The 22,765-nt window shown below is 70.6% G+C and carries 20 protein-coding genes and 1 tRNA gene; 16 read left to right on the top strand and 5 right to left on the bottom strand.

The window, feature by feature from the left end:
• The first annotated feature begins 29 nt into the window (after positions 1-29).
• The 4 genes from ABD466_RS27415 (at position 30) to ABD466_RS27400 (ending at position 3,889) form a co-directional block, all read left to right on the top strand.
• Positions 30-103: transfer RNA gene (locus ABD466_RS27415), tRNA-Met, on the top strand.
• A 127-nt stretch (positions 104-230) separates the two neighbouring features.
• Entirely contained in the window at positions 231-761 is a 531-nt protein-coding gene (locus tag ABD466_RS27410) for a helix-turn-helix transcriptional regulator (protein WP_344660065.1), read from the top strand.
• 51 nt (positions 762-812) lie between these two features.
• Entirely contained in the window at positions 813-1,502 is a 690-nt protein-coding gene (locus ABD466_RS27405; RefSeq protein ID WP_344660064.1) for an ABC transporter ATP-binding protein, read from the top strand.
• Positions 1,499-3,889, top strand: coding sequence for an ABC transporter permease (locus ABD466_RS27400; protein WP_344660063.1), 2,391 nt, complete (start codon positions 1,499-1,501; stop codon positions 3,887-3,889). The genes ABD466_RS27405 and ABD466_RS27400 overlap by 4 nt, the downstream gene beginning before the upstream one ends.
• Before the next feature lie 110 nt (positions 3,890-3,999).
• On the opposite strand, the gene ABD466_RS27395 is transcribed toward ABD466_RS27400, so the two are convergent.
• The 4 genes from ABD466_RS27395 to ABD466_RS27380 form a co-directional block, all read right to left on the bottom strand.
• Positions 4,000-5,895, bottom strand: coding sequence for a cell wall-binding repeat-containing protein (locus tag ABD466_RS27395; RefSeq protein WP_344660062.1), 1,896 nt, complete (start codon positions 5,893-5,895; stop codon positions 4,000-4,002).
• 278 nt (positions 5,896-6,173) lie between these two features.
• Positions 6,174-7,040: a carbohydrate ABC transporter permease gene (locus ABD466_RS27390; protein ID WP_344660061.1), complete on the bottom strand. Its 867-nt coding sequence runs from the start codon at positions 7,038-7,040 to the stop codon at positions 6,174-6,176.
• Positions 7,040-7,945, bottom strand: a complete 906-nt coding sequence (locus ABD466_RS27385; protein WP_344660060.1) for a carbohydrate ABC transporter permease — start codon at positions 7,943-7,945, stop codon at positions 7,040-7,042. Before ABD466_RS27385 ends, ABD466_RS27390 begins: the two co-directional genes overlap by 1 nt.
• On the bottom strand, positions 7,945-9,282 hold the full coding sequence (locus ABD466_RS27380; protein WP_344660059.1) for an ABC transporter substrate-binding protein: 1,338 nt from the start codon (positions 9,280-9,282) through the stop codon (positions 7,945-7,947). Before ABD466_RS27380 ends, ABD466_RS27385 begins: the two co-directional genes overlap by 1 nt.
• 300 nt (positions 9,283-9,582) lie before the next feature.
• Here ABD466_RS27380 and ABD466_RS27375 point away from each other — a divergent pair, with 300 nt between their 5' ends.
• The 12 genes from ABD466_RS27375 (at position 9,583) to ABD466_RS27320 (ending at position 21,510) form a co-directional block, all read left to right on the top strand.
• Positions 9,583-10,386 (top strand): DeoR/GlpR family DNA-binding transcription regulator, encoded by an 804-nt coding sequence (locus ABD466_RS27375; protein WP_344660058.1) that lies wholly within the window; start codon positions 9,583-9,585, stop codon positions 10,384-10,386.
• Positions 10,387-10,395: 9 nt separating this feature from the next.
• Positions 10,396-12,003 carry a glycoside hydrolase family 27 protein gene (locus ABD466_RS27370; RefSeq protein WP_344660057.1) on the top strand — a complete coding sequence of 536 codons (1,608 nt, stop codon included), beginning with the start codon at positions 10,396-10,398 and terminating at the stop codon, positions 12,001-12,003.
• A gap of 76 nt (positions 12,004-12,079) precedes the next feature.
• A complete protein-coding gene (locus ABD466_RS27365) occupies positions 12,080-12,424 on the top strand; it encodes a nuclear transport factor 2 family protein (protein ID WP_344660056.1) in 345 nt (114 codons plus the stop codon).
• 142 nt (positions 12,425-12,566) lie between these two features.
• Entirely contained in the window at positions 12,567-13,349 is a 783-nt protein-coding gene (locus tag ABD466_RS27360) for a 3-hydroxybutyrate dehydrogenase (RefSeq protein ID WP_344660055.1), read from the top strand.
• Between the two features lie 22 nt (positions 13,350-13,371).
• Positions 13,372-15,348 (top strand): helix-turn-helix domain-containing protein, encoded by a 1,977-nt coding sequence (locus ABD466_RS27355; protein WP_344660054.1) that lies wholly within the window; start codon positions 13,372-13,374, stop codon positions 15,346-15,348.
• 74 nt (positions 15,349-15,422) lie between these two features.
• Positions 15,423-16,172: a CoA transferase subunit A gene (locus ABD466_RS27350; RefSeq protein WP_344660053.1), complete on the top strand. Its 750-nt coding sequence runs from the start codon at positions 15,423-15,425 to the stop codon at positions 16,170-16,172.
• Position 16,173: 1 nt separating this feature from the next.
• Complete coding sequence (locus ABD466_RS27345) at positions 16,174-16,839, top strand: CoA transferase subunit B (RefSeq protein WP_344660052.1); 666 nt, start codon at positions 16,174-16,176, stop codon at positions 16,837-16,839.
• 10 nt (positions 16,840-16,849) lie between these two features.
• Positions 16,850-18,085, top strand: coding sequence for a substrate-binding domain-containing protein (locus ABD466_RS27340; RefSeq protein WP_344660051.1), 1,236 nt, complete (start codon positions 16,850-16,852; stop codon positions 18,083-18,085).
• Between the two features lie 2 nt (positions 18,086-18,087).
• Positions 18,088-18,816: an ABC transporter ATP-binding protein gene (locus tag ABD466_RS27335; protein WP_344660050.1), complete on the top strand. Its 729-nt coding sequence runs from the start codon at positions 18,088-18,090 to the stop codon at positions 18,814-18,816.
• Entirely contained in the window at positions 18,813-19,511 is a 699-nt protein-coding gene (locus ABD466_RS27330; RefSeq protein WP_344660049.1) for an ABC transporter ATP-binding protein, read from the top strand. Before ABD466_RS27335 ends, ABD466_RS27330 begins: the two co-directional genes overlap by 4 nt.
• A complete protein-coding gene (locus tag ABD466_RS27325; RefSeq protein WP_344660048.1) occupies positions 19,508-20,383 on the top strand; it encodes a branched-chain amino acid ABC transporter permease in 876 nt (291 codons plus the stop codon). Before ABD466_RS27330 ends, ABD466_RS27325 begins: the two co-directional genes overlap by 4 nt.
• Positions 20,380-21,510 (top strand): branched-chain amino acid ABC transporter permease, encoded by a 1,131-nt coding sequence (locus ABD466_RS27320; RefSeq protein ID WP_344660047.1) that lies wholly within the window; start codon positions 20,380-20,382, stop codon positions 21,508-21,510. Before ABD466_RS27325 ends, ABD466_RS27320 begins: the two co-directional genes overlap by 4 nt.
• Here the strand turns inward: ABD466_RS27320 and ABD466_RS27315 are convergent.
• The gene (locus tag ABD466_RS27315; protein WP_344660046.1) at positions 21,394-22,560 is read right to left on the bottom strand and encodes an ROK family protein; all 1,167 of its coding nucleotides are present in this window, start codon (positions 22,558-22,560) and stop codon (positions 21,394-21,396) included. The two genes, ABD466_RS27320 and ABD466_RS27315, sit on opposite strands and share 117 nt — an antisense overlap.
• Between the last annotated feature and the right edge of the window lie 205 nt (positions 22,561-22,765).

Here is a 22,765-nt window from a genome sequence, read left to right as displayed (position 1 = left end):
CCCCCCACGGGTTACCGTTGTTCCACCGACGCGGGGTGGAGCAGCTCGGTAGCTCGCTGGGCTCATAACCCAGAGGTCGCAGGTTCAAATCCTGTCCCCGCTACAAAGGAAGGGCCCGGTTCTCAGAACCGGGCCCTTCGTCATTTCGTTCACCGTCTCCCACGCGCTGGAGAACGCCCAGCTCGGGGCACTATTCACTCGGGTTATACCTTGAGTGTATAGTCACTCCTGTGAGCGTCCCCCTAACCCTCCTCGGCCTCCTGGCCCGTGGTCGCCCGACCCATGGCTACGACCTCAAGCGCGACTACGACGACCACTTCGCGAACGGCAAACCCCTGCCGTACGGCCAGGTCTACTCGACCCTCGGCCGGCTCGCCCGGGACGGGAAGGTCGTCGGCGGCGAGGCGGAGCCGGGTGACGGTCCCGACCGCAAGCGTTACGCCATCACCGATCTCGGCCGGGCCGAAGTCATGAGCTGGCTGTCGCAGACCGTGGAACCCGAGCCGCATCTGCAGACGGTGCTGTTCTCCAAAGTCGTCCTCGCGCTGATGCTCGGCGAGGACGCCGCCGGCTACCTCGACGCGCAGCGGGCCGCTCACCTGCAACGCATGCGCGAACTCACCGAGCTCAAGCGCAACGGCCCGATGATCGACGCGCTGCTGGCCGACTACGGCCTGTTCCACCTCGAAGCCGATCTGCGCTGGATCGAGCTGACCTCGGCCAGGCTCACCGCCCTGGCCCAAGCCGTTTCCTCAACCTGAGCGGCTTCCACCGGCGAGCAAGGTCCTGAGACAACACACTGGGGGCGAGAAATGAGTACCGAATTCCTCCTCGAAGCACGCGACGTCCACCGCGCCTTCGGGGCGACGCGGGCGTTGCGGGGCGCGAGTGTCGAGGTGGCGCGGAGCGAGATCCTGGCCGTCATGGGCCCGTCGGGCTCCGGCAAATCGACCCTGCTCCACTGTCTGGCCGGCATCTACCGTCCCGACCAGGAAGAGATCATCTTCGACGGAACGCGCGTCGACACCCTGAGCGAGGCGAAGCGCACGGAACTCCGTCGTGACGCCTTCGGCTTCGTCTTCCAGTTCGGCCAGCTGGTTCCCGAACTGACGGCCCTCGACAACGTCGCCCTGCCACTCCTCCTCGCCAAGACCCCGCGCAAGCAGGCCTACGCCCAAGCCGCCCCGTGGCTGGAACGCCTCGGTCTCGACGATCACGCCACTCACCGCAGCGGCGAACTCTCCGGCGGCCAAGCACAACGCGTCGCGCTGGCCCGAGCCCTGGTCCACCGCCCCCGCGTCCTGTTCGCCGACGAGCCCACCGGTGCCCTCGACACCCTCACCGGCGAGAACGTGATGAACCTTCTCGTCAACGCCGCCCGGGAGGAGGGCATCACCGTCGTCCTCGTCACCCATGACGCGCGCGTCGCCGCCTACGCCGACCGCGAGATCGTCGTCCGCGACGGCCGCGCCCTCACCACTCCGAGCTCGGCGGTGGCATGACCATGGTCCGCCTCGGAATCCGCCTGACCCTGCGCGGCGGCCGCGAAGCCGTCACGCGCCTGATCCTCACCTCCCTCGCGGTCGTCGTCGGCGTCACCGTCATGCTCGGCGTGCTCGGCCTCTTCAACGCCTACCAGAGCACGACCACCCGACAGTGCTGGGAGTGCGCGCCGACCCCTGTGAACCAGGAAGCCCAGGGTGCCGGCCAACGCACCGACCAGCCCAGCCCGGCCAAAGTCGGCGAACCCCGGACGAGTATCGACCTCGCCGCGGCCGAACAAGCCGGCGCCACAGAGCTGTGGAACTTCGCCCAGGACTTCTATCAGGGCACGGAACTCCGCCGCCTCGACGTGGCAGCGCTCGGCCCGGGCGCCCCCACCATCCCCGGGCTGACCCGGGTCCCCGCACCCGGCACCTACTATGTCTCCCCAGCCCTCTCCCACCTCCTCGCCACCACGCCCCACGACCGACTCGCCGACCGCTTCCCCGGCCGTCAGGTCGGCCTCATCGGCGAAGCCGCCCTTTCCAGCCCCGATGAACTCGCCATCGTCATCGGCCACACTCCCGACGACCTCAAGGCCCGCCCCGCTACGCGTGCCATCACCGCGATGTCCACCGACAAGGAGGTGAAAGGCACCACCTCCATCTACCGCTTCGCCTTCGCTTTCGGCGCCGTGGCCCTGCTCCTCCCGATCGTGATCATGGTCGGCACCGCGACCCGCCTGTCCGCCGCCCGCCGCGAGGAGCGTTACGCCGCGATGCGCCTGGTCGGCGCGACCCCGCGCCAAGTCGCCATCGTCGCCTCCGTCGAGTCCTTCGTCGCCGCGGCCCTGGGCGCGATCGGCGGCACCCTGCTCTATCTCGCCCTCAGCGACCAGATCGCCAAGGTCAACGTCACCGGCGACCGCTTCTTCGCCTCCGACGTCTCCCCGAAGCTCTGGGGCTATCTCGGCGTCCTGATCCTCGTTCCGACAGCCGCCGCGCTCGCCGCCATCCGGTCTCTCCGGCGCGTCCAGTACGACCCTCTGGCCGTCGCTCGCAAGGCCACCCCCAAGCCCGTGACCTTCTGGCGCCTCATCCCCCTCCTCGTGGGTGTGGCCCTGTTCCTCGTCGCGGTGAACTGGCCGGACAACGACTCGTCGGACGCCGTGATCTACCCCGCACTCGTCTTCACCATGTGGGGCATCGTGTCGGCCGGCCCCTGGGTCACCATGCAGGCCTCGCGTCTCCTGTCCCGCTTCGCCGGGGGAGCAGCGTCCACTCTGGCGGCCCGCCGCCTGACCGACGACCCGCGCGCCACCTACCGCACTGTCAGCGGAGTCACCCTGGCCGTGTTCGTCGGCACCGCCGTCGCCGGCATCCTGCCCAGCGCTGTGCGAGCCGAGACCTCCGGCGACCGGGCTCCCCTCACCAACGTCCTGCGGCTGCGCTACGACATGGGCCCGGCGAGCACGTTCCTCAGCCCCGCCGCCGCGGCTCCGGTGCTCCGCGACCTCCGGGCGATGCCCGGCGTCTCCGTGATCCCGATCTACATCAGCGAAGACCCCTCGGGCTGGACGCCGGACGCCGGCACGCCGCCGCCACTCGGCTGGCAGCCTCCGGCGGAGTACGTCAGCTGCGCCGACGCCAAGGTGCTCCCGGTCCTCGGCGCCTGCGCCCCGGGCCAGGACGTCTCGGCCATCGCCGGCGATGAGCTCTTCATCGACAACCCTCTGCTCCTGCACCTGCCGGTCATGGGCTACCGCGACATCGACCGGCTGAGCGGCGACGGCATCAAGGCTGCCGCCCCCGTCGGCCTGGACCTGTCCCGCCTCGACATCACGACCCTGATGGTGGCGGCGACGGACGGGGCGAGCCTGGAACGCGCCCGCACCTACCTCGACGCCCACGCCCCGGTCCTGATCGGCATGGGCGACCCCGACGAGTGGTCCACCAACGCGGCCGGCCCCATGACCTTCGGCGAGGTGGCCTCGATCCGCCAGACGATGTTCCGGGCGGCCCAGCAGATATTCCTGTTCGGCGTCGGCTTGACGCTGTTCGTCGCGGGCTGCTCCATCGCCGTGGCCACGGCCGGCGGCCTCGTCGAGCGCAAGCGGCCGTTCACCCTGCTCCGCCTGTCCGGTACGCCGATGGCCGTGCTCCGCCGCGTCGTGTTCCTGGAATCCGCCCTGCCGCTGCTCTCGGTCTCGGCGATGGCCGGCGGCGCGGCCTACGCGATGGCCGTCATCGCCTGCCGCTCCCTGGCCCCCGGCACGGCGATGTCCTTCCCGGTCGCCGCCTACGCCGTGACCACAGCGACCGTGCTGATCGCCGCCCTCGCGGTGGTCCTCGGCTCGATGACGCTGCTCAGCCGGATGACACGCTCGGAGAACGTGCGCTTCGAGTGACCGGGGGCCGTGAGAACGTTCATCGAGCGGCGTCGGAGTTTCGACGCCGCTCGATGAACGAAGATGCTCAGCACCTCGGGGCCGGTCGGTGCGGTCAGCAAGTCCTGCGTTCACCTCAAGGGGGGCGCGGCCCGATTGGTGAAGGAGTCCCATCCCCGCGGTCCGAACACCGCGTCGGCCGTGGTGGCCAACACCTGCGGGGAGACCACCGCCGTCCCGCCGGCGACGACGATCTCGTCCAGATGCCGGGATCTCAGAATATCGATTTCCTGGGCTGTGGGGCCGGCCGGGCCGGCCAGCAGAAGCGGCCCGTTCCGGGACCCGGCCAAGGCACCGCCGGACAACGCATCGGGGAAGTCCAGGCCGGTGGCGATCACGGCTGCCGCGTACCGTGCGCCGGTGCCGGCCCCGAACACCTGCTGTGTCCCCTGCCCGAACAGCGCGGAGGTCGCGACCAGGGCCGCGGTGGCATAACGGTCGGTGCCGACCAGCTTGGTCAGCCCGGGCCACTTCGGCAGAACCGAGTCCATCGCGGTCGCGGCCGGACCGCCGACGACGTAAGTGTTCTGTCCGCCTGGGGTGAGTGAGTCCAAGTAGGCACGAGTGGCGGCGGGCATGGAGCCACCATCTGTGAGCAGCACTACACCGCCGCCCGGGACCCGGTACCGTTCCTGGCCGGCGGCCACTCCGGCGGTCAGCGCGTCCGGGAACGCGGTTCCGGTGGCCACCAGCACGGACGTCGGATGAGTTCCTGCGATCGTGGTCGCGACGGCCACAGCAGTCGCATAGCGGTCCGCTCCGCCCAGCCGGACCGGTGTGAAGCCAAGACGCCGAACCTGGTCGGCCACTGCCGGGCTCAGCGCCGCGGTGCCGCCGAGCAGGTAGACCGTTGCTCCGGTGGGCAGGATGCGATGCAGCTCGGCGCCGACGTCCGGGGCGAGCGCGTCGCCTGGGGTGAGCATCAGCGGGCCGCCGGCCTGGATCGCCAACGCGGTGCCGGTCAGGGCGTCGGGAAAGAGATCGGAGCGAGCCAGGACAGCGGTGGCGGCTTTGCGGCCGGGCTGTCCGACCCCGTCGAAGGCCCACCGGGATGCCTGGAGCGCGGTGCCGATCCGGTCCGCGCCGGCGACCCGGTCCACGACCGGGCGCTGGGAGAGGTTCGACGGCCCGTTCGCCCAGTGCACGAACGTGATGGTGGCCTTCGTCGTCACCACGGTCCGAGAGGTGGCGTTCGGGAAGTCGGCGACGGTCCGGATCCGGTGGTTCCCGTCCGGGTCGACATCTGTGTAGATGATGTCCCCGCCTGGGCCGAAGCCTCGCAAGACCGCGGAGTCGGGAACGGCCGTCACGTGGTAGCCGGGGTCGTGTCCGCCGACCTGTCTCACCACGATGGACTCCGTCGTGCCCGGGTTGCCGACGACCTGGGCCAGACGTGTCCCGTCGGCAGATATCACGGCCTGGTCGGGGGAGACGATGGAGCTGACGTCCTCACCGGGTCGGAACACCGCCAGTGGCCCGGCGGGCTGGTCGCAATCATGCTTGAAGAAGACGTAGCCGGACGTGGTGATCTGCGGGTTCGAGCGGCAGTCGTCGGTGGGCACGGTGATCGTCGACCCATCGCTGTCCGCGGGGATCGTTCGGAAGCCGTCGAGGGCTACCCGGGATCCGTCCGGTGTCCAGGCCAGGTGCCAGATCTGGTAGGTGGAGGCGACGGTGCCTCCAGGCGTCCCGTCCGTGTGTTCGGTACGCACCGTCATCTCGTGGCTCTCGTGGTCCCACAGCAGGTAGGCCACCCGCCGCCCGTCGGGAGAATAGACAGCGTCTATCACCTCATCGGGCGTCCCCACCTTGATCGTGCGGGACTGTGATCCATCGGGGTTGACCACGGTCCATCCGGCATCTCCGGAGCCGTAGACGATGAACCCGTCCTGGTAGGCAGGGGCGGCATGAGCGGTCTCGGGCCGCCCGGCCCCGAGCGCTGCGGCGAGTGCGGCAGCGGCGAACATCACGCAAGCTCTTCGGACTCCACTGGCCATTCGTCTCTCTCCTCGGCCTCCATACCGGCGCTCGCACACCGGCATGGACCAAGCAAAACCGCTGCCGTCAGCGGTCACTAGAGTCGATGGGCCCTGATTCACCTCCAGCGGCGATACAGCCGGCGGGCGGAGCCGGGCATACCGCCACCACTTGGAACCGCAGACGCGGCCGGACCGGGCACCCTCAAGCCCGTCCGGCCGCGTCCGGTTCCACAGCGTCGTCCCGCGACCTCGTCGTCGCCGGACCGCTACCCCTTGCTCGACCCCAAGGTCAGACCTGCGATGAAGTGCCGTTGCAGCGCGAAGAACACGATCAGCGTCGGCACCGCCACCAGCAGGGAACCGGCCGCCACCAGGTTGTTGTTGGTGAAGAACTCGCCCTGCAGGTTCGCCAGCGCCGCGGTGATCGGCCGCTTGTCGCCGGTGGAGATGAGCGCGGTGGCCCAATAGAAGTCGTTGTAGATCCAGGTGAACTCGAGAGTCGCCAGAGCCGCCAGCACCGGGCGGCACAGCGGCAGCGTGAGCTGCCAGTACTGGCGGAACACCGAGGCGCCGTCGACCACCGCGGCCTCGCTGATCTCGTGCGGGATGGTCTTCATGTAGTTGCTCATCACGAAGACACAGAAGCCGGTCTGGAACGCGACGTGGATCAGGATGAGGCCGAGGGTCGAGTCGTAGAGTTCGCCGGAGTCGGAGAGCCAGGTCGGCAGGTCGATGTTGGTGTAGATGCGGAACAGCGGCGTGATGATCGCCTGTTGCGGCAGCAGGTTGCCGGCTGTGAACAGCACCAGCAGGGCGACGTTGTAGCGCCAGCGGAAGCGGGCGATGACGAAGGCCGCCATCGAGGCGAAGAACAGGGTGACGACCAGCGCGGGCACCGTGATCACGATGGTGTTCAGGAAGAAGTGCATCATGTCGGCCTGCGACCAGGCGTCGGTGAAGTTCTTGGCGCCGTAGGAGCCGCCGACCGACACGTAGCCGTGTTTGGCCGTGTCGGCGAACGGGCGCAGGGCGGTGTAGAGGGCCCAGATCACCGGTACCAGCCAGACCAGTGAGGTCACGATCAGGAAGGCGTGCAGGGACAGGCGCGCCGGACGGACTCCGAGGATCCGCATCAGTCATCCCTCCGGAAGGTCACGACCAGGTACGGCACGATCACCAGCAACGACACCACCAGCAGGATCGAGGCCAGGGCGGAGCCGAAGCCGACCCGGATCGCCTCGCCGACGATGTTGTCGGTGATCAGGGTGCTGAGCAGCTCCAGACCGTTCTTGCCGCGGTTGACCACGTAGACGATGTCGAACGCGCGCAGGGTCTCGACCACGGTGATCACCGTGACCACGATGGTCACCGGCCGCAGCGACGGCAGCACCACCCGGCGGAACGTCTGCCACTCGTTCGCGCCGTCCAGCGCCGCGGCCTCGCGCAGCGCCGGGTCCACGGCCTTGAGCCCGGCCAGCCACAGGATCATGACGTAGCCGGTCTGCCGCCACACCGCCAGTGTGAGCACTGCGAACAGGTTCAGGTGCGGGTTCCCGATCCAGTCGACCAGGTTCCCGGGCTTGGTGTGGCCGGTCAGGTTGTTGATCAAGCCCTGCTCGGGGGCGTAGATGAGCTCCACCATGAAGCCCACCAGAGCCAGGGACAGCACCACGGGCAGGAAGAAGATGTTCTGGTAGATCCGGGATCCGCGGATCCGCTTGTCCAGCTGCGTCGCCAGGTACAGGCCCAGCGGCGCGGGGATCAGCACGAACACCGCGAACCAGATCAGGTTGTGGTGCCAGGCCGGGGCGAACGGCGGATACCCGTGGGTGATGTTGTAGTAGTTCTTGCCGCCGATCCACTGGATCTGGTCGAACCCGCCGATGCCGTTCCACTTGCTGAACGACAGCACGATCGACCCGAGGGCCGGGACCCAGATCAGCGCCGTGGTGAGCAGCGCCGGGACCCCGGCCATCGCGGTCAGGACAGCCTTGTCACGGCCGGTCAGCAGGCGGAGCTTTCCGCGTTTTCTGCTCATCAGCCGGCGTAGATGGTCTTCTTCTGGCTCTCGATGTCGCTCAGCGCGGAGCCGATCGAGGTGGGGTCGCCGATGAACTTCTGCAGTGCCGGGATCATCACCGTGGACACGAACGTCGGGTTGGCGTCGCGGTCCATGAACTGCGAGATCTGCTTGGCCGAGGAGACGAACTCGATCGACTTCTTCTGCAGCGTGTTGTACTTCGAGGTGTCCGGGTTGCTCGCGGCCGCCACGTCGTTCGGCGAGGACGCCAGGTACGTGTTCTGCGCGGGCGCGGTGCCCAGCCACTGCAGCAGCTTCACGGCGCCGTCGTGGTTCTTCGGCTTCTTGGACATCATCCAGCCGTCGATCGGCGCCTCGACCGCGTCCTGGCCGTTGGCCGGATCGATCGCCGGGAACGCGAAGAAGTCCAGGTCGTCGCTCTTGCCGGCCTGCTGGAACACCGGCCCGGCCTGGTCCAGGCCGTGCACGCACATCCCGGCCTGGCCGTTCATCACCATCGTGACCGCGTCCTGCCACTTGCGGCCGTTGGCCCCGGGGGAGGTGTAGCCGAGCAGCTCGGTCCAGTGGTCGAAGGTGGCCTTCACCTTCGCGTCGGTCCAGGCCTGCTTGCCCTGCATCAGCTCGATGTGGAACTGGTAGCCGTTGGTGCGCATGTTGATGTAGTCGAAGGTGCCCATGGCCGGCCAGCCGTCCTGTTCGCCGAGGGCCACCGGGGACAGCCCGTCGGACTTCATCTTCTTGCACAGCGTGATGAAGTCGTCCCAGGTGGTCGGCGCGGTGTAGCCCTTCGACGACCACAGCGACTTCGAGTAGAACAGGCCCCAGGGATAGTAGTAGTCCGGGACGAAGTAGTACTTGCCGTCCAGGCCCTTGCTCTGCGCCTTGATCGCGTCGGAGAAGTTCCCGCCGATCTTGTCCCAGACGTCGTTCACGTCGTGCAGCAGTCCCTGCTGGGCGAAGAACTGCATCCGGTAGCCGGCGAACCACGTGAAGATGTCGTCCGGGGTGCCCTGCAGGTATGTCGAGATGTTCTGCTGGAACGTGTTGTGGTCCACCGTGTTGACGGTGGTGGTCAGCCCCGTCGCGGTGTTCGCCGCCGCGAACAGGTCGGCGAACGCCTTCTTCGGGACCGGGTCCGAACCGTTGGACCCGATGGTCACGGTCCCCGTCGCGGCGCCCGCGTCGCCACCGGTCCCGCCGCTGCTCTTGCTGCTGGAGCACGCCGACAGGGCCGGGATCCCCAGGGCGCTGACGCCGGCCAGGCCCACCGCGCCGCGGAACAGGGAACGCCGCGAGACACCGCGGGCGTATGGGGAGTTCTGTGCAGAGGACATGGAGCTGCTCCTTCGGGAGTGCCGCGTTCCAGTTCTGATTCGCACATGTATCAACAAGCTCGCGCACACTCCACCGCCGGAAGGCGGCGATGTCAAGAGTCAGGGCTTTGAATAAGTGCGGTTCGTTACCGAACGGCAACCTTCGGATGCTGGTGGAGATCGTCGCCGGTGTCGGGTTCGGCGCGGGTTCGCGTCGGCCCTTGCGCGAATCAGGGTTTTGCTCTGTACTCACCTGGTCGGTTCTGAGCGTTCCTGATGGGATCGGGAGCTTTCCGGCACCTGCGACGGGAAGGAGCGGGCATGCTGGCGGCGCAGCGGCAGTCGTGGATCTTGGAGGAGGTCCGCCGGCACGGTGCGGTGCGGGTCACCGAGCTGGTCGCCGCGCTGAACGTGTCCGACATGACGGTGCGCCGCGATCTGGACGCGCTGGCCGAACAGGGCCTGGTCACCAAGGTGCACGGCGGCGCCACCGCGCACGGCGGCGGTTCCACCGACGAGCCGAGTTTCAGCGTCAAGGCGGCGCGGCAGCGGCGGGCCAAGGAGTCCATCGCCCGGGCCGCGGCCGACCTGGTGCGGCCGGGCACCGCGATCGGCGTGTCGGCCGGCTCCACGACCTTCGCCTTCGCCCGGCACCTGGTCCGGGTGCCGGACCTGACCGTGGTGACCAACTCGCCGCCGGTCGCGGACCTGCTGCACACGCTGCCCGGCCCGCCGCAGACGGTGATCCTCACCGGCGGCGTGCGCACCGTCTCGGACGCCCTGGTCGGGCCGGTGGCGATCCAGGCGATCCGCCGCCTGCACCTGGACTGCGTGTTCATCGGCGTGCACGGCGTGGACGCCGAGGCCGGGTTCACCAGCCCGAACCTGATGGAAGCCGAGACCAACCGGGTGCTGGTGTCGACCGCGCGCCGGCTGGTGGTGATGGCCGACCACACCAAGTGGGGGGTGGTCGGGCTGTCCGAGATCGCCGCGCTGCACGAGGCCTCGGTGCTGGTGAGCGACGACGGGCTGGGGGCCGGGGCGCGGCAGGTGCTGCGCGAGGCCGTGGGGGAGCTGATCGTCGTCCCCGTCGAAGGGGCGGGGACGAATGAGGAGGAAGAGTAGGGAGGCACCATGCGTAATCGGGCTCCGCGCAGTCGACCACTGCGTGCCGCCTTCGCCGCGCTCACCCTCGTGGCCGGGACGATGTTCGGGCTCGCGGTCTCCGCGCCCGCGCACGCCCTGGGCAACGGCCTGGCCCTGACGCCGCAGATGGGCTGGAACGACTGGAACTCCTTCGGGTGCAACGTCTCGGAGGCGCTGGTCGAGCAGACCGCGGACATCATGGTCTCGTCCGGTATGAGGGACGCGGGCTATCAGTATGTGAACATCGACGACTGCTGGATGACGTCCAGCCGGGACGGCGCCGGGAACCTCGTGCCGGATCCGGCCAAGTTCCCGGACGGCATATCCGGCACCGCGGCCTACGTCCACAGCAAGGGCCTCAAGCTCGGCATCTACGAGAGCGCCGGCACCGCCACGTGCGCCGGCTACCCCGGGAGCCTGAACCACGAGCAGGCCGACGCGAACTCGTTCGCGTCCTGGGGTGTGGACTACCTCAAGTACGACAACTGCAACAACCAGGGGATCTCGGCCCAGACCCGGTACACCGCGATGCGCGACGCGCTGGCCGACACCGGCCGGCCCATCGTGTACAGCCTGTGCAACTGGGGCCAGGAGTCGGTGTGGACGTGGGGCGCCGGGGTCGGCAACAGCTGGCGCACCACCGGTGACATCAACGCCAGCTGGGGCAGCATGCTGTCGATCTTCCACAGCAACGTCGGCCTGGCGTCCTACGCCGGTCCGGGCGGCTGGAACGACCCCGACATGCTCGAGGTCGGCAACGGCATGTCGTTCACCGAGGACCGCTCGGAGATGTCGCTGTGGGCGGAGATGGCCGCGCCGCTGATCTCCGGCACCGACCTGCGCAGCGCGACCCCGGCGACGCTGTCGCTGTACACGGACAAGGACGTCATCGCGGTCGACCAGGACACGCTCGGCAAACAGGGCACCGAGATCGCCTCCTCCGGCGGCCGGGACGTGCTGGCCAAACCGCTGGTCAACGGCGACGTGGCGGTGGTGCTGTTCAACGAGAACTCGTCGGCCCAGACCATCTCGACCACGGCCTCGGCGATCGGGATCTCGTCAGCGTCCTCCTACACGCTGAACAACCTGTGGTCGCACGTGCTCACCTCGACGACCGGCACCATCAGCGCCTCGGTCCCCGGCCACGGCTCGGTCATGTACCGGGTCTCGCACGGCTCCGGGAGCAGCGTCGGCACCACGCACCCGATGGTCGGCGCCTCCTCGAACCGCTGCGTCGACGTGCCGAACGGCACCACCACCCCCGGCACGCAGCTGGAGATCTGGGACTGCAACGGCGGGTCGAACCAGGCCCTCACCCTGACCTCCGCCGGTGAGCTCCGCGTCCTGAACGGCACGCTCTGCCTCGACGCCAACGGACAGGGCACGACCGCCGGGACCAAGGTGATCACCTGGAACTGCAACGGCCAGACGAACCAGAAGTGGAACCTGAACCCGGACGGCACGATCACCGGCGTGCAGTCCGGACTGTGCCTGGACGTCACCGGCGGGAACGTGCCGGCCGGCAACGTCAACGGCGTCCTGATCGAGCTCTGGGGCTGCAACGGCGGCGCCAACCAGCAGTGGCGCCTGGCGTAGCCGGCTAGGGCGCGACGCGTGAGCGCCGGGTCCGCCAGCTGTTGCGGGAGGTGACGGGACGTTCGATCATCGCCGTATGATCGCGACCTCACAGCTGGTGGACCCGGCGGTGCGTGCCTTCGTCGAGGCGCTCAACGCCCACGACAAGACGGCGCTGGACGCCGCCATGACGGCGAACGCGACGATGTCCGACGACGGGTCGCCGCGGGTGCTCGGGGAGTGGCTGCAACGCGAGGTGTTCGACACCGAGGGCCGGATGGACGTGACGCTCCAGTCGCCGGACGGCCGGGACCTGATCGCCGACTACACCAACGAGCGCTGGGGCGCGATGACCACGCGCTGGCACTTCGAGGTGCTGGACGGCCGGGTCACCCATTTCGACACCGGACAGGCGGGGGAGCCGCCTTTCGATCTCGCGTGACGCGGCGCTGCGAAGCGCCTCTCCATGACGGGTGGCAGGGAGTGCCGGGTGGGCTGGTGGCTGCCGCAACCATGAGCCGTCCCAGGTATGTGGCGGCGGCCGACATGGGAAGGGCCCGCCCTCGTCTCTAGCGTGATCGGGCATGACGCTATCTGTGGACGCCGTCTCCGCCCTGGACCTCTCCGGCCGCACCGCCCTGGTCACCGGTGCCGCCGGCGGCATCGGCCTGGCCTGCGCCGAGCGACTGGCCGCGGCGGGGGCGAAGGTGGTGGTGGCCGACATCAGCGCCGAGGGCGCGCACGCGGCCGCCGAGCGGGTCGGGGGCGCGGCGCTGGTCGCCGACCTGAGCGACCCGGACCAGGCCTCGGCGCTGCCGCACCGGGTCGGCGGGGTGGACGTGCTGGTGAACAACGCCGGGCTGCAGCATGTGGCGCCGCTGCACGAGTTCCCCGTGGAGTCCTTCGCGCTGATCGTGCGGCTGATGCTGGAGGCCCCGTTCCGGCTGATCCGCGAGTCGCTGCCGCACATGTACGAGCGCGGCTGGGGCCGGATCGTGAACATCTCCTCGGCGCACGGCCTGCGAGCCTCGGAGTTCAAGGCCGCCTACGTCTCGGCCAAGCACGGCCTGGAGGGGCTCTCGAAGGTCGCGGCCTTGGAGGGCGCCCCGCACGGCGTCACCTCGAACTGCGTGAACCCCGGCTACGTCCGCACTCCGCTCGTCGAGAAGCAGATCGCCAGCCAGGCCGCCGCCCACGGCATCCCCGAGGACGAGGTGGTCGCGAAGGTGATGCTGGAACGCTCGGCCGTCAAGCGCCTGATCGAGCCCTCCGAGGTGGCCGAGCTGGTGGCGTATCTGTGCTCGCCCGGGGCCGCGTCGGTCTCCGGCACCTCCCTGGCGATGGACGGCGGATGGACAGCACGGTGATGTCCGCGTGATGCTGGGCGCTATGTCCGCCCTCGCCACCACCTCGGTGTTCCTCGACTTGCTGGCCCGCGACGCCGCCGCCATCGAGTACGACGGCCCGGTGGTGGCGGCCCGCGTGGCCGGCGCGAGCGCGGAGGAGCTGGCGGACCTGGAGACCGCCAAACGGGTGGCCCTGGAGGTCCGCGCCACCCTGGCCCGCTCCCGCCGCCGCGAGGCCGAGCTGGTCGCCCTCTTCGAGACCGCCGGCGACCTGGCAGCCCTCCGCGACCTGGACGCGGTCCTGAAGGCGATCGTCTCCCGCGCCCACACCCTCATCGGCGCCGACGTCACCTACCTGACCCTCGACGACCCGGACCAGGGCGACACCTACATGCGGGTCACCCACGGCTCGGTGTCGGCCCGCTTCCAGTCCGTGCGCCTTCCGATGGGCGCCGGCCTGGGCGGCCTGGTGGCGCAGACGGCGAAGCCCTACGTGACCTCGGACTACCCCCATGACGAACGCTTCCGCCACACCAGCGAGATCGACGGGGCGGTCGGCGAGGAGGGCTTGATCGCGATCCTGGGCGTCCCCCTCATCCTGGGCAGCCGGGTGATCGGCGTCCTGTTCGCGGCGAACCGGACGGCGCGGCCCTTCGCCCGCCACGAGATCACGCTGCTCAGCTCCCTGGCCGCGCACGCCGCGGTCGCGATCGACAACGCGCGGTTGCTGCAGGCCACGCGCGACGCCCTGGGGGAGCTGCGGGCGGCCAACGAGCTGGTGCGCGCCCACAGCGAGTCGGTCGAGCGCGCGGCCGCGGTCCACGACAAGCTCGCGGAGCTGGTCCTGCGCGGCGGGGACGTCGAGGGGATCGCGGCGGCGGTGGCCGAAGCGCTTGGCGGCGGGTTGGTGGTGGTCGACGCGGACGCGGTGGTGACGGCGGTCGCGGGGCCGGAGGCACTCGGCTGCGTCGCCGATCTGGCAGGCCGGGGCATCGGCCCGGCGAGCGGTGCCGCGACCGGTGCGGCGTCCGGCCCGGCTGCCGGCTCGGCGACCGGCGTGGTGCTCGGCGGCGCGACCGAACTGATCACGCTCTCCGCGGCGACCGGTCACGCGGTCCGGTCCGGCGACCTGGTCGTGGCGGCGGTGGCCGCGGCGGCCGAGCCGCTCGGGGCCCTGATCCTGCGGACGCCGGAGTCGTTCGGCGACGTCGATCAGCGCATCCTCGAACGCGCGGCGCTCGTCGTCGCGCTGCATCTGCTGATGCGGCGTTCCGAAGCGGAGGCGGCTGAGCGGCTGGGCGGCGACCTGCTGGACGACCTGCTCGCGGTCCCCGTGCGGCACACCTCCACGCTCGCCGAGCGGGCCCGCCGGGTCGGCGTCGACCTGGACCGTCCCCACATCGTCATCGCCGCCGACGCCGCGCCCGCCGATCGCCCGCGTGCGCACTTCGCTGCCGGGCGGCTGGCGGGCGCCGAGGGCGGCCTCGCCGGATCGCACGAAGGCCGCATCGTCCTGCTCCTCCCAGGCGACGATCCCTCCGCCGCCGCGCAGCGTGTGCACACCGCACTGCGCGGCGGGCTGGCCCAGCCGCTGACCGTCGGGGCCGGAGGGCCCAAGGCCGAGGTCGCGGCGTATGCCGAGGCCCACGCCGAAGCCGTCAGGTGTCTCAGCGCGCTCCACGCCCTCGGCCGCGCCGGCGGCGCCGCCGCGCCGTCCGACCTCGGCTTCCTCGCCCTCGTCCTCGGGGGCGGCGATCCGGGCGACGTGGTCCGTCGCGCGCTCGGGCCGCTCATCGACTACGACGCCAAGCGCGGCACCGATCTTCTCGGCACCGTGGAGCAGTACTTCGCCGCCGGGCGCAGCCTTGGACGCACGGGCGAGGCACTCCACATCCACGTCAACACCGTGACCCAGCGGCTGGAGCGCACCGCGCGCCTGCTCGGCGCCGACTGGCAGGATCCGGGGCGGAGCCTGGAGATCCAGTTGGCCTTGCAGATCCGCCGCGTCATGGGGGCCTGACGCACAATCCTGGGTGATCTAGTGGCCCGCAAAGCCATACCAAACGGTATAGCAGCACTCATATCGTCCAGTGCATGGACAAAACTGCTTCATCCCCGTCCCAAGCGGTGGCCGACATCCCCGCGGGCGCCACGCTCGCCGTCGGCGGCTTCGGCCTCTGCGGCATCCCCAGCACGCTGATATCAGCCCTGCTCGACCAGGGTGCCGACCGCCTCTCGGTGGTTTCCAACAACTGCGGCGTCGACGACTGGGGCCTCGGTCTGCTGCTCTCGGCTGGTCGTATCGCCAAGATTACCAGCTCTTACGTCGGCGAGAACAAGGAGTTCGCGCGCCAGTACCTCGCAGGCGAACTCGAGGTCGAACTCCTGCCGCAGGGCACCCTCGCCGAAAGCCTGCGCGCCGGTGGCCTGGGCATCCCCGCCTACTACACGCCGGCCGGCGTCGGCACTCCCATCGCCGAGGGCAAGGAGACGCGGGTCATCGACGGCCGCGAGTACCTGCTCGAACCCGCCATCACCGCCGACTTCGCCCTGGTCCGCGCCGCGAAGGGGGACCGTCACGGCAACCTCGTGTTCCACGCCTCGGCCCGCAACTTCAACCCGGTCGCGGCCATGGCCGGCCGGGTGACCGTCGCCGAGGTCGAAGAGCTCGTCGAGCCCGGCGAGCTGGACCCGGACGAGGTCCACCTGCCCGGCGTCTTCGTGCAGCGCGTCGTCCTCGTGCCGGAGGACCAGCGGGACAAGCGCATCGAGAGGCGGACCGTGACCGAGAAGAAGACCGAGCAGACCGAGCAGACCGAGCAGACCGAGAACGGAGCAGCCTGACATGGCCCTCACCCGCGACCAGCTGGCCGCCCGCGCGGCGCGCGAGCTCCGCGACGGCACGTACGTCAACCTCGGCATCGGCCTGCCGACGCTGATCCCCGGCCACCTCCCGCCCGGTGTGGAGGTCGTGCTCCAGTCCGAGAACGGCATCCTCGGCCTCGGCCCGTATCCGGCACCCGGCGACGTCCACGCCGACCTGATCAACGCCGGCAAGGAGACCGTGACCGTCCGCTCCGGGGCCAGTTTCTTCGATTCGGCCACCTCCTTCGGCATGATCCGGGGTGGTCACATCGACACCGCGGTGCTCGGCGCGATGCAGGTCTCGGCCACAGGCGACCTGGCGAACTGGACGGTGCCGGGCAAGTTGGTGAAGGGCATGGGCGGCGCGATGGACCTCGTGCACGGCGCCCGCCGCGTACTGGTGGTCATGGAGCACACCGCCAAGGACGGTTCCCCCAAGCTGCTGCGGGAGTGCACCCTGCCGCTGACCGGAAAGGGCGTGGTCGACCGCGTCATCACCGACCTGGCGGTCCTCGACGTGACGCCGGACGGCTTCCGGCTGGTCGAGCTGGCGCCCGGGGCCACGGTCGAGGAGGTGACGGCCAACACAGACGCGCCGCTGGATGTGGCTGTGCCCCACATTTCGGGGCCCGTAACGCGCACTTAACGTTCCGGCCATGCATTCCACCAGCATCCTGCGCAGATTCAGCGCCGCCGCCATAGCCGCCGCGTCGATCGCGGCGCTGGCCGCCTGCGGCAGTCCGAGCAAGGCGGCCGGCGGCTCCTCCGGCGGCTCCGGCGGCACCACCGCCGCGGCCGCCGCCACCGGCTCCCCGATCAAGGTCGGCCTCGTGTACTCCGAGACCGGGCCGCTCGCCGGCTACGGCAAGGACTACTACGAGGGCTTCCTCGCCGGCCTCGACTACGCCACGCACGGCACCGGCGTCGTGAACGGCCACAAGATCGAGGTGGTGCAGAAGGACGACGCCGGCGATCCGACCAAGGCGGTCAGCGCCGCCAAGGACCTGATCGGCCAGGGCTACCACATCCTGGCCGGGTCCACCGCCTCCGGCGTCGCGCTCCAGGTGGCGCCGCTGGCCGCGCAGAACAAGGTGCTGTTCGTCTCCGGTCCGGCCGCCACCGACGGCGTCACCGGCATCAACAAGTACACCTTCCGGTCCGGGCGGCAGACGTACCAGGACATCGCGACCGCGGCGACCTTCATCGGCGACCTGACCGGCAAGCACGTCACGGTGCTGGCCCAGGACAGCGCGTTCGGCCAGGCCAACGTCGCGGCGGTGAAGGCGGTGCTGGGCGCGAAGGGCGCCAAGGTCGACGCGGTGCTGGCCCCGCCGAGCGCCACCGACCTGACGCCGTTCGCCACCCAGGCCAAGGACGCCAAGCCGGACCTGCTGTTCGTGGCCTGGGCCGGCACCACCGCGCAGGCGCTGTGGACGGCGCTGTCGCAGCAGGGCGTGCTGGACGCCACGGCGACGGTCACCGGCCTGGACGTGCGCGCCTCCTACCCGGTGTTCGCCTCGACCGGCGGCAAGGTGTACTTCCTGGCGCACTACGTGCCCGGCGGCACGAGCAACGACGCCGCCAAGGCGCTCGACGCGTACCTGGGCAAGAAGAGCGAGCAGGCCGACCTGTTCAGCCCGGACGGGTTCACCGCCGCCCAGATGATCGTGCACGCCGCCGAGAACGGCGACGGCGACGTCGACGCCATGGTGAAGAACCTCGAGGGCTGGTCCTTCGGCGGCGTCAAGGGCGCCTACACGGTCCGCGCCGCCGACCACGCCCTGCTGCAGCCGATGTTCCAGGCCAAGCTGGACGGCACCACGCCGACCGTGGTGAAGACGCTCGACCCGAACGACGTCGCGCCGCCGGCCAAGAGCTTCCCGGCGAGCTGACGATGGCCGGCGAACCCACCCCCGACGTCCTGGCCCTGACCGGCCTGTCCTGGTCCGTCGGCGGCTCGGCGATCCTGTCCGGCGTGGATCTCACGGTCGGCGAGGGCGAGTTCGTCGCGGTGATCGGACCCAACGGCGCGGGCAAGACCTCGCTGTTCAACCTGATCAGCGGTCTGACCCGCGCCACTGGAATTCATCGTGGCCGCGTCGCCGTCGACGGCGCCGACATCACCACCGAGGCCCCGCACCGGCGGGCCCGCCGCGGGATCGGGCGGACGTTCCAGTCCTCCAGCGTGTTCCCGACCATGACCGTCGCCGAACACGTGGCACTGGCCGCCCGGGTCGGCCGCGTCAAGGAGTCCGACGCGCTGGACCGTGTGCGGCTGGCGGAGAAGGCCGGGGCCCTGGCCGCCGACCTGTCGCACGGCGACAAGCGGAAGCTGGAGCTGGCGATGCTGCTGGCCTCCGGTGCCGGACGCCTGTTGCTGCTCGACGAGCCGATGGCCGGCGTCGCCTCCGGCGACGTGCCCGGGCTGGTCGAGGTGATCCGCTCGCTGCACCGGGACGAGGGCCGCACGGTCCTGATGGTCGAGCACCACATGGAAGTGCTGCTCGGCCTCGCCGACCGCGTCGCGGTGATGCACCACGGTTCCCTGCTCGCGATCGACACCCCGGAGCGGATCATGGCCGACGCGCGCGTGCAGGAGGCTTACGTGGGGGAGGCCCTGTGATCCTCGAACTCGACGACGTCCGCGTCACGCTCGGCGGATCGCAGATCCTGCAGGGCGTCTCCTTCACCGTCGCCCGGGCCGGCGTCACGGCGCTGCTGGGCCGCAACGGCGTCGGCAAGACGACGACGGTCAAGGCCGTCCTCGGCCTGGTGCCGCGCACCGGCGCGATCCGCTTCGACGGTGAGGGCCTGCACCGGCTCCGCACCCACGAGATCGTCCGCCGCGGTATCGGCTACGCCCCGGAGGACCGCGGCGTCTTCGCGAAGCTGACGGTCACCGAGAACCTGGCACTGGCCGAGCGCCGCGGCGCGGGCCACGCCTACGACCTGGTGTACGAGCTCTTCCCCGAGCTGAAGACGCGCGGCGCCCAGGCAGCCGGCACCCTCTCCGGCGGCCAGCAGCAGATGGTCGCGATCGCGCGCACGCTCCTCAACGACAACCGGCTGATCGTGGTCGACGAACCGACCAAGGGCCTGGCCCCGAAGGTGGTGACGGAAGTGGCCGAGGTCCTGGAACGGGCCGCCGAACGCGTGCCGATGCTGCTCGTCGAGCAGAACCTGGCCCTGGTCCGGCGGCTGGCCGGCGACGGTGTGGTGCTGGCCGCCGGGCAGGTGGTGCACCGCGGACCGGTGCGGGATCTGTTGGCGGACACCGAGCTGACGCAGAAGCTGCTGGGAGTTGGGAAGGCGGCATGAGCACCCTGATCCTCCTGGCCCTCACCGGCCTCGGCCTCGGAGCCCTCTACTTCCTCATCGCCTCCGGCCTCTCCCTCATCTTCGGCCTGATGGACGTCCTCAACTTCGCCCACGGCGCCCTGGTCACCGCCGGCGCCTACGCCGCCTGGCGGCTGACCGGCCACCTGCCCTTCGTCCTCGCCGTCGCCGTGGCCGTCGCGGTCGGCGCGGCGCTGGCGGCGGCCATCGAGACGGTCCTGATCAGGCCCCTGTACTCGCGCCCCAAGGACCAGATCCTGGTCACCGTCGGCCTCGGCCTCGCGCTGCCCGCCCTCGTCCAGGGCATCTGGGGCGCCGACGCCCGGCAGCTCAAGGCGCCCCGGCAGCTCACCGGGACCGTCGGCCTGCTCGGTGCGAACATCCCCACCGACCGCTTCGTGCTGATCGCCGCCGCGCTCGTGGTCCTGGCCGGGCTCAAGCTCTTCCTCGCCAGGACCCGCTACGGCCTCGTGGTCCGGGCCGGCGTCGAGGACCGCGCCATGGTCACCGCGCTCGGCGTCGACGTCCGCAGGGCCTTCACCCTGGTCTTCGCCATCGGCGGCGCGCTCGCGGGCCTGGCCGGGGCGCTCGGCGGCCTCTACTTCGGCAGCGTCTCGCCGAACCAGGGCACCTCGCTGCTCGTCTTCGGTTTCGTGGTCGTCGTCATCGGCGGGCTGGGCCGCACCGACGGCGTCGCCCTGGCCGCGGCCGCCGTCGGGCTGATCCAGCAGTTCACCAACTACTACGCCGCCTCCGGCCTCGGCGACCTCGCCGTGGTCGCCATCCTCGCCGTGGTGCTGCTCGCGCGCGGCAACCGCGAGGGCTTCGAGCGGCTCGTCCGGAGGACCGCGTGAAGTCGTACGCCAAGCCCCTCATCCCCATCGCGGTCCTCGCGGTCCTGCTCAGCCTGCCCTACTCCACGCTGCGGATCCCCGGCGTCCTCGACGGCGCGGTCAACACCCCCGGTTCCCTGCAACTGCTGGCGTTGTGCCTGCTGTTCGCCGGCCTGGCCGTCGGCTACGACCTGCTGTTCGGCCGCCTCGGCCTGATGTCGTTCGGGCACGCGCTCTACGTCGCGCTGGGCGCGTACGGGGCCGAGCTCGCGATGAAGAACATGCACCTGCCCCTGGCGGCCGCCGCGGTGCTGGCCGTCGCGATCGGCGCCGGGGTGGCGGCCGTGCTCGGCGTGATTTCCCTGAAAGGTGTCGGAAAGCTGGGCACCGTCGGGTTCGCGATGGTCACCCTGGCGTTCGCGCAGGCCGGCTCGATCCTGGTCGGCCGCGATCCGAAGACCACCGGCGGCGAGGAGGGACTGCCGCTGAGCACTGAGAAGGTCCCCGCGGCCTTCGTCGGCGTGGTCAACACGGTCAACCTCTACTGGCTGGCGCTCGCCTACCTGGTTCTGGTCTGCGCGGTGGTGTGGGCGCTGGTCGCCAGCCCTGTCGGCCGGGCCTGGCAGGCGGTGCGCGACAACGAGCGGCGCGCCGAGGTGCTCGGCCTGAACCCGTTCCGCTACCAGCTGGGCGCGTTCGTCCTGGCCGGGACCCTCGGCGCGGCCGGCGGCGTGGTGCACCTGCTGGTCACCGCCGGCGCCACCCCCGAGACCACGACCACCGACTTCACCCTCGCGCTGCTGGTGATGGTGGTCCTCGGCGGTTCCGGCACGCGGTGGGGGCCGGTTCTCGGCGGTGTGCTCTACACCCTGCTCGACCATCGCCTCGGCGCCCTCGCCACCTCGGACTCGATCGCGAACCTGCCCGCGGTGCTGCGGGTTCCGCTGTCCCAGCCGCTGGTCCTGCTCGGCACGCTGTTCGTGGCCGTGGTCTACGCCGTGCCCGGCGGGCTGGCCGCGCTGCCCCGGCGGCTAGGCGGCGGGGGCGGCCGACGTCCCCGACGAGAGCGAGGCGAACAGCACCGGCTCGGCGTGGTCGAGGGCGAGGCGCACCGCGCCCACGCCGACCGCGTCGCCCCCGAGCTCTGACACCCGCACGTCCGGCGGGTACAGGCAGACCTCACCGAGCAGGGCCCTGATCGGCTCGGTGAGGCGCTCGCCGGTCTGGGCCAGGCTGCCGCCGATCACCACCAGGTCCGGGTCCAGCGGCGTCACCAGGCTGACCAGGCCCTCGGCCAGGCCGCGGGCGAACGCCTCGAACGCCGCGGCCGCCTTGTCGTCGCCGTCGGCCGCCCGCTCCATCGCGAACAGCGCGGCCTGCGACGGCGCCCGCAGCTCGCCCGGGTCGACCGCCATCGCGTAGTCCATGACGTGCTGGAACGCCACCCACCGGCTGTTCGGGTGCCCGCCGAGCTCGCCGGCCGCGGCGTGCGAGCCGCGGTAGGGCACGCCGCCGAACAGCAGGCCCAGGCCGATGCGGCGGCCGGTGTGCAGGTACATCACGTTGTCGTGCCCGGTGGCCGCGCCCCGCCAGTGCTCGGCCAGCACCGCCAGCCGCATGTCGTTCTCGACCACCACCGGTGCGGTCAGCCGGGCCGTCAGCTCGGCCTGCAGGGCGATGCCCGACCAGTCCGTGAGCGCGACGCTCTTCAGGACCCCGCCGGCCTTGTCGATCACACCGGTGGTGCCGACGCCGACGGTCGCGAGCCGGTCCGCGGGGACCCCGGCCTCGTCGGCCGCGCGCTCCAGGACCCGCACGACCGCCGCCAGCCGGTCCGCGGACGGCAGATCCGGGCTCAGGTGCTCCATCGCGCGCGCGGTGACGGTCCCGTCCAGGTCGGCGACCAGCGCGGTGACGCCGGAACCGCCGATGGCGACGCCCGCGACGTGGGCCGCCGCCGCCCGGAACGCGTAGCGGCGCGCGGGCCGGCCGCGCTGGCCGCCGGCGACGGCCTCGGCCTCCACCACCCAGCCGTTGCGCAGCAGGGACTCCATGATGACCTCGGTGGTGGCCCGGGACAGCTGGGCCTCGCGGGCCACCTCGGCCAGGGTCGGCGTGCCGGCCGTCCGCAGCGCGCGCAGCACCGCCACCTCGTTCAGGCTCCGCAGGAAGCTGCCGTCGCCACTGGTCCGTCGCATGGCCGTCATCTTAGGGCGGTCGAGGCGGTGAGCGCGATCATTTATCCCAGCCGCTGTCTTAAAGATGACCGGTATCTCCCGATAGCGGATCACGGGATGATCTCGGAACGGTGGCTTTTTCGCGTCTCGTGCGTGCCGCTGCTCGATTAACCCTGGTCTCAAGCAAAAACGGCGCGTAGTGTCCCGGCTCACGGGGAGTGCCGCC

This window comes from Catenulispora subtropica (genome assembly GCF_039531675.1).
Taxonomy (GTDB): domain Bacteria; phylum Actinomycetota; class Actinomycetes; order Streptomycetales; family Catenulisporaceae; genus Catenulispora; species Catenulispora subtropica.
The sequence above is the reverse complement of the archived record's forward strand: the minus strand, read 5'-3'. Positions and strand labels throughout refer to the sequence as shown.